The organism is Gemmatimonas groenlandica, assembly GCF_013004105.1.
In the GTDB taxonomy this organism is placed as follows: domain Bacteria; phylum Gemmatimonadota; class Gemmatimonadetes; order Gemmatimonadales; family Gemmatimonadaceae; genus Gemmatimonas; species Gemmatimonas groenlandica.
This window is the reverse complement of record NZ_CP053085.1, coordinates 3,824,917-3,838,147: the sequence shown is the minus strand read 5'-3', so window position 1 is coordinate 3,838,147 and position 13,231 is coordinate 3,824,917. Positions and strand designations below refer to the sequence as shown.

At 64.8% G+C, this 13,231-nt stretch carries 11 protein-coding genes; 5 read left to right on the top strand and 6 right to left on the bottom strand.

All coding sequences use genetic code 11. The features are described 5' to 3' along the window. Positions 1 to 106 precede the first annotated feature (106 nt). Positions 107 to 469 carry a hypothetical protein gene (locus HKW67_RS16370; RefSeq protein WP_171226413.1) on the bottom strand — a complete coding sequence of 121 codons (363 nt, stop codon included), beginning with the start codon at positions 467 to 469 and terminating at the stop codon, positions 107 to 109. Between the two features lie 73 nt (positions 470 to 542). Continuing rightward, complete coding sequence (locus HKW67_RS16365) at positions 543 to 2,300, bottom strand: HDOD domain-containing protein (protein ID WP_171226412.1); 1,758 nt, start codon at positions 2,298 to 2,300, stop codon at positions 543 to 545. Between the two features lie 92 nt (positions 2,301 to 2,392). Between HKW67_RS16365 and HKW67_RS16360 the strand changes: the two genes are divergently transcribed. Continuing rightward, the gene (locus HKW67_RS16360) at positions 2,393 to 2,776 is read left to right on the top strand and encodes a RidA family protein (RefSeq protein WP_171226411.1); all 384 of its coding nucleotides are present in this window, start codon (positions 2,393 to 2,395) and stop codon (positions 2,774 to 2,776) included. 348 nt (positions 2,777 to 3,124) lie between these two features. On the opposite strand, the gene HKW67_RS16355 is transcribed toward HKW67_RS16360, so the two are convergent. Beyond that, on the bottom strand, positions 3,125 to 6,547 hold the full coding sequence (locus HKW67_RS16355; RefSeq protein ID WP_171226410.1) for a VPS10 domain-containing protein: 3,423 nt from the start codon (positions 6,545 to 6,547) through the stop codon (positions 3,125 to 3,127). Positions 6,548 to 6,666: 119 nt separating this feature from the next. Between HKW67_RS16355 and HKW67_RS16350 the strand changes: the two genes are divergently transcribed. Further along, positions 6,667 to 7,113 carry an SRPBCC family protein gene (locus tag HKW67_RS16350; RefSeq protein ID WP_171226409.1) on the top strand — a complete coding sequence of 149 codons (447 nt, stop codon included), beginning with the start codon at positions 6,667 to 6,669 and terminating at the stop codon, positions 7,111 to 7,113. A 163-nt stretch (positions 7,114 to 7,276) separates the two neighbouring features. On the opposite strand, the gene msrA is transcribed toward HKW67_RS16350, so the two are convergent. Then, the gene (gene msrA / locus HKW67_RS16345) at positions 7,277 to 7,774 is read right to left on the bottom strand and encodes a peptide-methionine (S)-S-oxide reductase MsrA (protein ID WP_171226408.1); all 498 of its coding nucleotides are present in this window, start codon (positions 7,772 to 7,774) and stop codon (positions 7,277 to 7,279) included. Then, positions 7,771 to 8,214: a peptide-methionine (R)-S-oxide reductase MsrB gene (gene msrB, locus HKW67_RS16340; protein WP_171226407.1), complete on the bottom strand. Its 444-nt coding sequence runs from the start codon at positions 8,212 to 8,214 to the stop codon at positions 7,771 to 7,773. Before msrB ends, msrA begins: the two co-directional genes overlap by 4 nt. 96 nt (positions 8,215 to 8,310) lie before the next feature. Here msrB and HKW67_RS16335 point away from each other — a divergent pair, with 96 nt between their 5' ends. Beyond that, the gene (locus HKW67_RS16335) at positions 8,311 to 9,885 is read left to right on the top strand and encodes a protein adenylyltransferase SelO (protein ID WP_171226406.1); all 1,575 of its coding nucleotides are present in this window, start codon (positions 8,311 to 8,313) and stop codon (positions 9,883 to 9,885) included. A gap of 28 nt (positions 9,886 to 9,913) precedes the next feature. Here HKW67_RS16335 and HKW67_RS16330 read toward each other — a convergent pair whose 3' ends face one another. Further along, positions 9,914 to 10,303 (bottom strand): hypothetical protein, encoded by a 390-nt coding sequence (locus HKW67_RS16330; protein WP_171226405.1) that lies wholly within the window; start codon positions 10,301 to 10,303, stop codon positions 9,914 to 9,916. 99 nt (positions 10,304 to 10,402) lie between these two features. Here HKW67_RS16330 and HKW67_RS16325 point away from each other — a divergent pair, with 99 nt between their 5' ends. Further along, a complete protein-coding gene (locus HKW67_RS16325; protein ID WP_171226404.1) occupies positions 10,403 to 12,709 on the top strand; it encodes a xanthine dehydrogenase family protein molybdopterin-binding subunit in 2,307 nt (768 codons plus the stop codon). Next, positions 12,706 to 13,221, top strand: coding sequence for a (2Fe-2S)-binding protein (locus HKW67_RS16320; RefSeq protein WP_171226403.1), 516 nt, complete (start codon positions 12,706 to 12,708; stop codon positions 13,219 to 13,221). Before HKW67_RS16325 ends, HKW67_RS16320 begins: the two co-directional genes overlap by 4 nt. Positions 13,222 to 13,231 lie beyond the last annotated feature (10 nt).

Genomic DNA, 13,231 nt, shown 5'->3' with positions numbered 1-13,231 from the left:
TTGATAAAGTGCGCGCCGCGGTGGTCGTCGCGGCGACGCGGTCGATCCGTGTTCTGTCTGTGTAGATCCGCGGCGAAGCAGTTAATGACGTGCGCTCCCCGTCCGACTATCGCACCGTCACGCGGATCGAGTCGCGCGTTCCACCAAGCGGGAAACCGTCGGTCGTGTACCTCGCGAACACGTAGGTCTCGCCACTCGCAACACCCGTGATAACCCCTCGAACGGAATCGACCCGCGCGACCGCCACATTCGTGGCCGTGAACCGTCCGACGAACGGCGTGGGCTGTGTCCCACCACACACAGCCGCTGTTACGGTAGGCGTGAATTGCTCACCGACATTCATCGTACGCGAGGTCGGCGAGACCTTCACTCGCGCCGGATCGGCGGGGCACACGAGATCCGTCACGTTGTTGCAGCCACCGGCAACCACAGCAGCGACGACGACACAAACAAGAAAGACATTTCGCATGCCTGAACGGTAAGCAATCCGCGTTCATTCGCGCAAATTCGCGGTCAAGCAGTTCAGTGCTTTCGCACCAATCTCACTGCAACCGCGCTGCCGCTGCGGCCAACACTTCTGCCCGCCACGCCTCGAGCTGCGCCACCGGCACCCCGCTCTCCTTCGATACAGCGTCACTCGACGCCCCCTGCAGCAACTGCAGCACCAACGCCACCCGATCCGCGCCAGAGCGCGAAGGCTCCACACCAGCCGCTGCCGGCACGGCGCTCTTCGGTGTATCTCGTGCAGGCTCGACCGCGGCTGCCGTCGACAACCGCCGCCGCGCCGCGATCGCCGTGACCACGATCTCACTCAGCGATTTCACGTAGCGCAGCGTGGCGCGATCGGGCGTGATTGCCGCCATCTCGCCGTCCATTGCGCGGTCCACGAACAGGCAGCCCACGATCTTGCCCGACACGACGATCGGGAACACGCCGAACTGTGCCACGCGCAGCGTGCCGGCCCAGCGCGCCTCGATCGCGTTCATGCTGCGGTCGTTGGGCAGGTAGATTGGCGCGCGCTGCTGCGTCGCCGTCACCACCGGACCACCGCGGATGTTCATCGGGAAATCGAAATGCGGCAGCAGCGCTTCGATGCCTTCGCCGAGTCCTGAGCGCGCCACCAGTCGACCCTTGTCGGCGTCGAGGATGCACACGATCACGCGGTCGAACGGGCCACCGCGCAGCGCACCTTCGAGTGCCAGCAGCAGCACGTCGCCGAGTGCCGTGCCGGATGACGCATCGGCGGCGCTCTCGAGCTCCTGACGCAGACGGTCACGCAGCTGAAGCGCGGTGTCTTCGCTGAGCTCGGGCGTGGCCGCCATCCACTCACCGGTTTCGAACGCGGCCACACCAATTGCGGAACGCGCCGATTCGGAGAGCTGCTTGAAGCGCTGACGATCGCTCGGAATGTGTAAGCTCGAGAATAGTTCGCGCGTTTCGTTCAGCGCCGACGCGATCACTTCGCGTACATGCTCGCGGCTGATCTTGACCTTGGCACTGTGCCGCTCGATCACCTCTTCCAGCGCGACGCCGGCGCCATCTGGCGTCTGCTCCTGATGGTACAGCGCCAGCGTGAGGTCATGACTGAACGCCGTCACCGCCGCCGATAACGACACTGACGTCGACGCGCGTGCCCGCATGCCCTGCACCACCGTCTCCGGCATCCCCCAGTGGCGCGACACCTCGGCGCCCAGGTCGGCGTATGGAAAGCCCAGCACCGCTTTCGTGGCGCCCGTTTCCGACTTGCCCTCGTCGTGCATCATCGTCTGGATGCGCGCGTAGTCTTCGCCGAAATGACAGGCGATCAACACTTCGCCGAGGTTGCGGAACATGCCGCACAGGTGCGCCTCCTCCGGCTCCTCCATGCCCAGCTTGTTCGCCACTTCGCGCGCATGGTTGGCGGTCAGCAGCGACTGCAGCATCAGCTCCTTCAGCGCCGGCGAGCGACGATGAAAGTTCTCGAAGAGCAGCAAGCTGCTGGCCAGCTGACGCACGGTCTTCGCGCCCAGCATCATCATGGCGTGCGTCGCGCTTTGAATGGAGCGCCCAGAGCGCCGGTAGTGCGCACTATTGGCGGTCCGCACGACACTCAACGTGAGGCTGTATTCGCGCAGCACCACGTTGGCCAGGCGCTGCAGCGAGCTGGCGTCGTCGTCCAGCGCGGAGATCGTCTCGATGATCTGCTTCGACAGCGCCGGAAAATCGCTGCCCTCGAGAATGCGGCTCATGCGCGCGCGCACGGGCGATTCCTCGGGGTCGACCGGGTCGATCTGCAGGTGTGGGGCGTTGGCTGGCATCATCCGAAGTATCGGCACCACGTAGACCGGTCTTGCGTCCGTCGATACAATCTCTGAGCGACGCTGTACCGACCCACCACACTCCCGATCTTCCCATGCCCCGTTCTGCCGCCTTCAGCCCGCGCGGTCCCGCCGCCATCGGCCCGTACTCGCACGCCGTCTGGGCGGGTGACCTGCTTTACTGCTCCGGTCAGACGCCCATCGACCCGACCACCACGAAGCTCATCGACGGCGACGTCACCGCGCAGACGCACCGCGTGTTCGATAACCTGCAGGCCGTGGTCGAAGACGCCGGCCTGACCATGGACGACGTGATCAAGTGCAACGTGTACCTCACCGACATGGCGAACTTTTCCGCCATGAACGCGGCCTACACCACGCGCTTCTCGGCCCCGTTCCCGGCCCGCACCACGGTCGCCGTGGCCGGCCTGCCGCTCAACGCCTCGGTAGAAATCGAACTAGTGGCCAAGAGGCCGTAACGCGCTGACAGCTCGTCGGTTACGTCACGAGGGGCCGGTCCAAAGTGGGCCGGCCCCTCGTGCTTTTAGTAGCTCTGGGATAGGAAGTGAAACAGGCTGTTCCAGCTTGAACGGATACGAACCGATATGAACTGATAGCAACCGATTATCGTCGTTGCGCCCCGGACTCGGCGGCTCGACGGCCGTTCAATTTGGAAATTGAACTGCTCGGTTTTGACGGCGGCGGTACGATCGCACGTAGCAAATCCGTTCGCAGCCGTTTCTATCGGTTCGTATCCGTGTCAGGCAGGAACTGTTTGTTTCCGTTTCTATCCCCAAAGGTGCTAAGGCTGGTTCGGCACCGAACGACTAGTTCGCCGGCACCGCCATCGTGATGCCGTTGGCTGCCAACAGCGCGCTCATCGCTCGCGCCCGCGCCATGAACGTCTTCGACTCGGCCACCGCCGCTTCCACGGCCGCCTTGGCCGACGTGGCCTGGCTTTGCACCGACGCGCTTGGGCTTTCCCATACGCCCAGCATGCCGCTCTTCACGGCACCCAGTCGTGCCAGCACGTTCGCGTCGTTGGTACCGAAGCCCGCGCCGCCACCACCGCCGCCAGGTCCGAACGCCACCGCCGGGGCACCCGCACCGAGCTTGGCGCGCACGGCGTCGAAGTCCTTCCGGAAGGCCGCGAACTGCGTCTTCACGCTATCAGCCAGCGTGGGCGTGGAGTCCATCTTGGCCGCCGCCTTCCGCACCTCGGCCAGCAGCGCCGTCATCGGAGCCGCCGCCGCGGCGCCCGCCTGCTGCGCGGTGTGTAACTCAGTGGCGAGCGCGTTGTACGCGACACGCTGCGCCGCCGTGAGCTGCACCAGCGGATCCATCACGATCGTGAGCGGCTTCGATTCCACCGTCTTGCCGTCGACGACCAGCGCCACCGTGTACGTGCCCGGCAACACCTGCGGACCCTGATTGGCGCCACCGCCGCCACGACCGAATCCACCACCACCGCCGCCCGGCGCGGCGCAGGGGTTCTCGGGGAGATAGCCCACCGTCGGCAGCGGCGTCGGCATGCCGGGCAGCGGACCACGAACACCGCCGCCGAATCCACCGCCACCACCAGGTCCACCAGCCGGCGGACCACCAGCCGGCGGACCACCGGCCGGCGTCGCATCGCGGATCGGCTCCACGCGCTGATCCCAGCACACGGTCTGGATGCCGGCCACATTCTTGGCCGCAGGCACCGGGAGTTCACGCACCACCGCGCCGCTTGCATCGCTGATGCGCAGCGTCGGGTTGGTAACCGCCTTCTTCAGGTGCAACTGGAGCACCGTTTCGGTGGGCGGGTTCTCACCGGTGAAGAACTGATGTCCCCAGAACTCGTCGTTGCGGTCGTCCTTCGACTTCCACTGCAACGACTGCCCGGGCGTGAACAACGTGGCATCGGCCTTCTGCGCCGCGTTGAATTCCTGGATGGGCTCGAGATGATCGAGAATCCAGAGCGCGCGACCATGCGTGGCCACCAGCAGCGCGTTGTCACGCGGATGAATCGTGAGTTCATCCACGCGCACGGTGGGGAAGTTCGCCTTCAACCGCTTCCATGTCTTGCCACGATCGAGCGTGAGGAAGATTCCCGTTTCGGTGCCGATGTAGAGCACATCGGGATTGCGCGTGTCTTCGGTGAGCGTCTTCACCACTTCGCCCTTGAGTGTCGCGGTGAGCGACTTGAACGAGGCACCGAAGTCGGTGCTCACCCAGATGTACGACTCGTAGTCGTTTAGACGATGATTGTCGACCGTGATGTACACCGTGCCCGACTCGAAGCGTGACGGCACCACCTCCGACACGAACGCATGACCGGCCGGGAAGCCCGGTAGATTCTTGGTGATGTTCTGCCACGTGGCGCCGTTGTCCTTCGACATGCTCACTGTGCCGTCGTCGGTACCGGTGTAGAACACGCCCTTCTGCTTCGGCGACTCCGCCAGTGCTACGATCGTGGGCCACTGCGAAATGCCGTCGTTGCGCGAGATCGCGATGTCGCTGCCTTTGAGGCCCATCGTCACGATGTCGTCGCGCTTCTCGTTCTTCGTGAGGTCAGGGCTGATCGCCGTCCACGAGTCACCACGATCGATGCTGCGGAACACGCGATTGGCTGCGGACAGCAGTACGCCGGGATCGTTCGGCGACAGCATAAGCGGCGTATCCCAATGAAAGCGGTACGCTTCGCCGGCGGTGGCGTTCACCACGTTCTGTGGCGTGGGGCGGATCGACTTCGATTCACCCGTCACCTTGTTGCGTCGCACCATGTTGCCGTCCTGTGACTCGGTGTAGATGATGCGCGAGTCACGCAGGTCGGGAATGGCCACGAAGCCGTCGCCGCCAAGAATCTGGAACCAGTCGTAGTTGAAGATGCCGCGGTTCATGCGCGACGCGCTCGGGCCACACCAGTCGTAGTTGTCCTGCATACCGCCGCACACGTTGTACGGCGTTTCCATGTCGAAGCCCACGTGGTAGAACAATCCCACCGGCACATTCTCGATGAACTGCCAGGTGCGGCTCATGTCGTACGACGTCGCTAAACCACCGTCGTTCCCGATGATGACGTGATCGGGGTTCTTTGGGTCGATCCAGATACCGTGCACGTCGTCGTGCGTGACCAGTGCCGCATCGGTTTCGAAGGTGCGTCCGCCGTCCACTGAAAGGTGAAGGCCCACGCCACCCATGTAGATGCGCTCCGGATTCACCGGATCGATGCGCAACTGACTGAAGTACATCGGCCGCGCATTGGTGTTGCTCTGCTTGGTCCACGTGGCGCCGCCGTCGGTGGACTTGTAGAGTCCCGAGACGCCCGCCACCACACCGCGCCCTGCCGGCGCCGCCGGTGCGGCTTCCATGTTCTCCGTAGCCGCCGCCGCGCGCTGCGCACCGGGTGCCGGGCCTTCCACGGTGGCATACACGATGTTCGCGCTCTGACGGAACACGTCCACCGCGATACGGCCGAGCGGACCCGTCGGGAAGCCGGTGCCCGTCACCTTGGTCCACGTGTCGCCGCCGTCGGTCGACTTCCACAGCGCGCTGCCGGGGCCACCACCGTTCATACAGCAGGCCGTACGACGACGCTGATACGTACTGGCGAACATGATGTTCGGATCGGTCGCCGACATCACGAGTTCATTCGCACCCGTTTCGTCGTCCACCTTGAGCACCTGCTTCCAGCTCTTACCACCGTCGGTGGTCTTGTACACGCCGCGCTCACCACCCGGGCCGAACAACGGACCGGTCGACGCCACCAGCACCACATCGTTGTTCGTGGGATGAATGACGATGCGATTGATGTGCTTCGACTGCGGCAGTCCCATCATCGCGAACGTCTTCCCGCCGTCGGTCGACTTGTAGATGCCGCTGCCCCACGACGTGCTTTGACGGTTGTTCGACTCGCCGGTGCCTACCCACACGAGATCCGGGTTGGTTTGAGACACGGCAACATCACCGATCGCGATCAGCCCCTGATCCTGAAAGAGCGGCGTGAAGATCGCGCCGTTGCTGGTGGTCTTCCACACACCGCCGTGGGCCGTGCCCACGTACCAGATGGCCGGATTGGCCTCGTAGATGGCGAGGTCGGAGATACGCCCCGACATCGTGGCCGGTCCGATGGAGCGGAAGTGCAGCTTGTCGAACTCCTGCGCGACCGGTGTGGCCCCGAGCGCAGCCTGCGCGCGAGAGGATGCCGGTGCACACAGGAGCGTGAGCGCCGCCAATGAAGCAGCGCGTCGGTGCAGTGTCCTGGACATGAAGGGATTCAGCGGGAGGAGGGGAGCGTATCGCCGCGGTTGCTCAACCGATCAACGGTGGGCTAATGTGGCGAGTCCGTCCCGAGCCGTCCATGCCCCGTCGTTGAGGAGTCCGTTCGATGCTGGTGTCGCGAGAGCCCGATCTCTTCCGGCTGGCGGTCACGCTGAACGTCGGCGTGCCCGACGCGTGGGCCATGCTCACCTCACCTGCCGGTCTGGCTCGCTGGTGGGGGGACCACGTCACGCTCGACACGTTCGCCGGCGGTCAGCTGCGCGAGCAATGGACGGAGGGCGACCGTACGGTCACCACGGTGGGACAGGTCGTCGTATGCGAGCCACCACACGTGATCGCGTTTACGTGGGCCGACGACGACTGGCTCGTCGTGACGGGTGTCTCGTGGCAACTCGTGAGCGTGGCGGATGCGCCCACGCCCCGCTGCGAGCTGCACCTCGAACACCGCGGCTGGCTCGCGCTCCCCGACGATCGTCGTGAGATGCTGATGCAAGCGCACATCGACGGCTGGAGCAAACACCTCGCGCGGCTGGCGGCGGTGTTGCACGGCTAGATCGAAACAGCTGAAAAGCAGCAGCAGGAACACGGATCATAAATCGATTGCACCGATCACACCGATAAACCAAAGGCGTTTTTGCTTATCGGTGTAATCCGTGCAATCGAGTACGAATCCGTGTTCCCGCTGTTGCAGTTGCTGTTGCTTTGGCTGTTCGGGTTTACCGCATGTAATGACAGTTGTACCCGTACGGATTTTTCTGCAGGAAGTCCTGGTGCTCGCCCTCGGCGGTCCACCACGTGGCTTCGGGTGCGATCTCGGTCGTGATCGGCCGCTTCCACAATCCCGATTGCGCCACGCGTGCCTTCACGATTTCCGCCGTCTCGCGCTGCTCCGGCGTGGTGTAGAAAATCGACGAGCGATACTGCGTGCCCACATCGTTGCCTTGACGGTTCAACGTGGTCGGGTCGTGCAACCGGAAGAACCAGTTCTCCAGCAACGACTCGAAACTCAGCACCGTGGGATCGAACACGATGCGCACCGCTTCGGCGTGTCCCGATGCACTGTCGTGCGTGTCGTCATACACCGGATGTTCCAACCAGCCGCCCGTGTAGCCCACGTCGGTGTCGAGCACTCCCGGCACGGCGCGCAGAATCTCTTCTACGCCCCAAAAGCATCCACCGGCCAGAATCGCGACTTCAGTCTGCTTCTCGCTCATACGAACAACTTGCGGAAATCGCCATACCCTTCCGCTTCGAGCTGCTCGAGCGGAATGAAACGCAATGACGCGGAATTGATGCAGTAGCGAAGCCCACCGGCCTCGCGCGGACCGTCGTCGAACACATGACCGAGATGCGAGTCGGCATCCTTCGACCGCACTTCGACACGGCGCATGCCGTGCGTGCGGTCTTCCTTCTCCAGCACTTGCGGCGCCACCGGCTTCGTGAAGCTCGGCCAGCCGCAGCCGGAGTCGAATTTGTCGAGCGACGAAAACAGCGGCTCACCACTCACGATATCGACGTAGATCCCGTCTTCGTGGTGATCCCAGAATTCATTGCGGAATGGCGGCTCGGTCCCCGACTGCTGGGTGACCGTGAACTGCTCGCGCGTGAGCGTCCGAGCCAGTTCGTCAACAGGAGGCTTGATGAAGTCTGACATAGTAGAGGATATACACAGAACTGGGGTCCGGAGTGCCCGACCCGGAGTGCCTGCAATGGAGTGCCTACGACCGTCGCATGTCCCTATTTTACAGGGGTGGACACTCTCCGCTTCGACAACCGCTTCGTGAACGAACTGCCGGGCGACCCTGACCGGTCGAACCGGCGCCGACAGGTGCAGGGCGCCGCCTGGAGCGCGGCCGCGCCCACCCCCGTGGCCGGCCCCGCGCTGGTCGCCCACGCGCACGAGGTCGCCGCGCTGGTTGGGATCGCCGAGCCTGACGTGCAGTCGGCCGCGTTCGCCCGGGTCTTCGGGGGGAACGCGCTGCTCCCCGGCATGGCCCCGTATGCCGCCTGCTACGGCGGGCACCAGTTCGGGAACTGGGCCGGTCAGCTGGGCGACGGAAGGGCCATGTCGCTGGGCGAAGTGGTGAACGCCGCCGGCGCGCGGTGGGAGCTGCAGCTCAAAGGCGCCGGCCCCACGCCGTACTCACGCACCGCCGATGGCCGCGCGGTGCTGCGCTCGTCGATTCGCGAATTCTTGTGCAGCGAAGCGATGCATCATCTCGGGGTGCCGACCACCCGCGCCCTGTCGCTGGTATCCACCGGTGACAGTGTGGTGCGTGACATGTTCTACAACGGCAACGCGGCGCCGGAACCGGGTGCGATCGTCTGTCGTGTCGCGCCGTCATTCATCCGCTTCGGCAACTTCGAGATTCTCGCCGCGCGTGATGACCTCGCGTTGATGGCGCAGCTCGTCGATTTCACCATCGACCGTGACTTTCCCGAGCTCGCCGGCATCGCCGATGCCACCGAGCGTCGCGTGGCGTGGTTTGCCGACGTGTGCGAACGCACCGCCCACATGATCGTGCACTGGATGCGCGTGGGCTTCGTGCACGGCGTGATGAACACCGACAACATGTCGATCCTGGGGCTTACGATCGACTATGGTCCGTACGGGTGGCTCGACAACTTCGATCCCACCTGGACGCCCAACACCACCGACGCCAGCACGCGCCGCTATCGCTTCGGCCAGCAGCCGGCCATCGCGCAGTGGAATCTGGTGCGCCTCGCCGAGGCTATTGCGCCACTCTTCGAGTCGGGCGACGTGTTGCAGAGCGCCCTCGAGCGGTTCGGCGACGTGTATATGGCCGAGTACGAAGCGATGAACGCCGCGAAGTTCGGATTCGTGGTGCGTGGTGACGCCGAGCAGCTGCTCGTACGCGAGGGCTTCGCGTTGTTGTACGAAGCCGAGGTGGACTACACGCTGTTCTTCCGCGCACTGGGAGAGATCGGTGATACCTTGCCGGCGGACAATCCCATCGGCGTGCTTGGCGACGTGTTCTACGACGACGCGAAACGTGAGGCCAAGGCCGACGCGCTCAACGCGTGGTTGTATCGCTGGCACACGCTGGTATCGACGCATGGACGCAGCGCTGCCGAGCGCCGCGTGGCGATGCACGCCGTGAATCCCCGCTATGTGCTGCGGAATTATCTCGCGCAGCAGGCCATCGACGCGGCGACGGATGGCGATGCGTCACTCGTGCAGACGTTGCTCGAGGTCATGCGGCGACCGTACGACGATCAGCCGGAGTACGCGCACTTCGCCGCACGCCGACCGGAATGGGCGCGAGTGAAGGCGGGATGTTCGATGTTGAGTTGCAGTTCGTAACGACCTTCGTAGCGTACACCAGGCTTTCTTACTTGCCCGCATTCTCCTGCTTGGCCTGATTGCGCGTAACGGCCGACATGAACAACAGCGCCTCCTGCTGACTGATGGCGGCGCCCTGCTCAGTACCGTCGCCCACTTCGAAGATCCGCACGCCCAGTCCGCGGATGTCGAACCGCAGTCGTCCGTCGGCGTACTTCATGTTCTCGATGTAGGTCGACGGCACGCTCACCCGGCTCCCCGGCATGTACACGTGGACGGAATCACCGATCAGCTCCAGCGCGAAGCTCTTGTCCGACGACACGAGCTGCATGTCTTCCGGACCGAGCGTCTGAGACTTGGCAACCGGTGCGGCCTTCTCACTGCAGGCCAGACAACCGATCGTGGTCAGCAGCAGGAGAGTGCGGGACACGTAGGACATGAACGATCTGGCGTAGAAAGGCGGGGAGTAGTCGGCGGGGGCTTCGTGCCGCATCTTCAGGTGGAGCAGAGAACAATATGACGCCGAGCCGCTGAGAACATGAAACGTCGCACCTTTCTGCTGGCTGGGCTGGGTACCGGAGGTGCGCTGTTCCTGGGCTGGGCGCTGCTCCCCCCGCGTCAGCGACTCGTCGGAAGCACGCTTCCCGAAAGCGGTGGCACCGATACCGGCGGCAAGGCCGTCGCGCTCAACGGCTGGCTCACCATCGCCCCCGATGACACGATCACCGTGGTGGTGCCCAAAGCCGAGATGGGTCAGGGCACGCACACCGCGTTGGCGATGCTCATGGCCGAAGAACTCGATTGCGATTGGGCCCGCGTGCGGGTGGAGCACAGCCCGATCGACAAGATCTACGGTAACGTGTCAGCGCTGGTGGAAGGCCTGCCCTTCGCTCCCGAAGCCGACGGCACGCTCGTGCGCGGGATCCGCTGGATGATGGCCAAGACGGCGCGTGAGCTGGGCGTAATGATGACGGGTGGATCGTCGAGTGTGCGCGATTGCTGGATGCCGATGCGCGAAGCCGGGGCGTCGGCGCGGGCGTCGCTCATCGCCGCCGCGGCGGCCACGTGGGGCGTAGCGGCATCAACCTGCCGCACCGAACAGGGTGCGGTGATCGGCACGGACGGCCGTCGATTGCGCTTCGGCGAGCTGGCGTCGCGCGCCGTGTCGCACAGGCCACGTGAGATCACACTCAAGGCCGCCGCCGACTTCGCTGTCGTCGGGAAACCGATGCCGCGTCTCGATTCGACGGCCAAGTCGAACGGCACCGCGACCTACGGCATCGACGCGTCGTTGCCCAACATGCTGTATGCGGCCGTGCTCATGAGTCCCTTCGGCGCCACCACGGCACCATCCGTGACGGCGGCGCAGATGGCCCAGAGCCGCGCGATGTCCGGTGTGCGCGCGGTCGTGTCGCTGCCCGGCAGCAGGTACGGCGACCCACCGGCACTGGCGGTGGTGGCCGAGTCGTGGTGGCAGGCGCACAAGGCGGCGGGTGCGCTGGCATCGGCGACCGCATCGGGCGCAAGCGCGGTGTCGACGGTAACGGTGCTGCAGGACATTCGCGACACCCTGCGCAACGACGACGGCATGCCACTGCGCTTTTTCGGTGACGCCAAGAAGGTACTCGCGGCGGCATCACGCACCGTCGACGCCACGTACGAAGCGCCGTACCTCGCGCACGCCACGATGGAGCCGATGAACGCCACGGTGCGTGTGTCGAACGACGGGGCCGAGCTGTGGACCGGCACGCAGGTGCCAGGCTACGCGCGCGCTGCGGTGGCGCACGTGCTCGGCCTCGACGACGAACGGGTCACCGTGCATCAGCACATCCTCGGTGGTGGTTTTGGTCGACGGCTCGACGTGGACTACGTTGCCCAGGCGGCGGCGATCGCGAAGACGGCGCCGGGAGTGCCCGTTCAGGTGATCTGGTCGCGCGAAGACGACATGCGACATGACTTCTATCGTCCGGCCACCGTGTCGCGCTTGCGCGCGGCGCTCGACGCCGATGGTCGCGTGACCGCGTTCGTGGCACACTCGGCCGGGCAGGCGCCATTCAAGGCGTACAGCAAGCGCGTCGGGTTCCTGCTCACGCAGTCGGGGCCCGATCGCACGTCGAGCGAAGGCACGTGGGATCAACCCTACGCCTTTCCCGCACTGCACGCGTCGCACAGTGAGACCGACAGTGCGATTCCGGTAGGCTCGTGGCGCAGCGTGGGGCACTCGCATCACGCGTTCTTCGTGGAGAGCTTCATCGACGAACTCGCAGCGGTGGCCAAGCAGGACCCGGCGGCGTATCGCGCCACCATGCTGCAGTCTCATCCGCGCGCATTGCGCGTGTTGCAGCTTGCGACGGAGAAGAGTGGATGGGGTACACCGCTCGCGCCGGCACCTGATGGCCGCCCCCGTGCGCGGGGCATCGCGCTGCACGCCGCTTTCGGCTCGATCGTAGCAGAAGTCGCGGAAGTCTCAGTGGCGGCCGACGGACGCATTCGTGTGCATCGCGTGGTGGCCGCGGTCGACTGTGGACTCGCGGTGAATCCGAACATCATCACGCAGCAAATCGAAAGCGGTATCATCGACGGACTCTCGGCGGCCCTCAACGGCGAGCTGGTGATCGAGGGCGGTACGCCGCGTCAGTCGAACTTTCACGAATATCGCCTGTTGCGCATCGACGAGTGTCCCGTGATCGAAACGCACATTGTGCTCAGTCTCGACGTGCCGTCTGGTGTCGGCGAGCCGGGACTCCCACCTATCGCGCCCGCCGTGGCGAACGCGCTGTTCACGCTCACCGGCACGCGCCTGCGCTCGCTGCCGTTGCGTATGCCGAGTGAGGCCTCGTCATGACGGCGCCCGACGTTGAGCCGATCGCGCTGGTGGTGAACGGCACTCCTGCGTCAGTCACTGTCGATGCTGACACGCCGTTGCTCTGGGTGCTGCGCCAGACGCTTGGGCTACCGGGTACGAAGTTCGGCTGCGGCATCGCGGCCTGCGGTGCGTGCATGGTGCACGTAAACGGCGTGCCCGTGCCCTCGTGCGTCACGCCGGTGTCGGCCGCTGCCGGCAAGGCGATCACCACCATCGAAGGACTCCGCGGACCGGTGGCGGAAGCGGTACAAGGCAGTTGGGCCGCGCTCGACGTGCCGCAGTGCGGGTACTGTCAGTCGGGACAGGTGATGTCGGCCGTGGCACTGCTGAACGCGAAAGCGACACCGACCGATGAAGACATCGACACAGCCATGCAGGCGAATCTCTGTCGGTGCGGCACCTACCCACGCATTCGCGCCGCCATTCATCGCGCCGCTCTGTCGGTCTCCGCGGAGGCGCGCCCTACACTTTCCAAAGGATCAACCGGATGACCCGCCATTT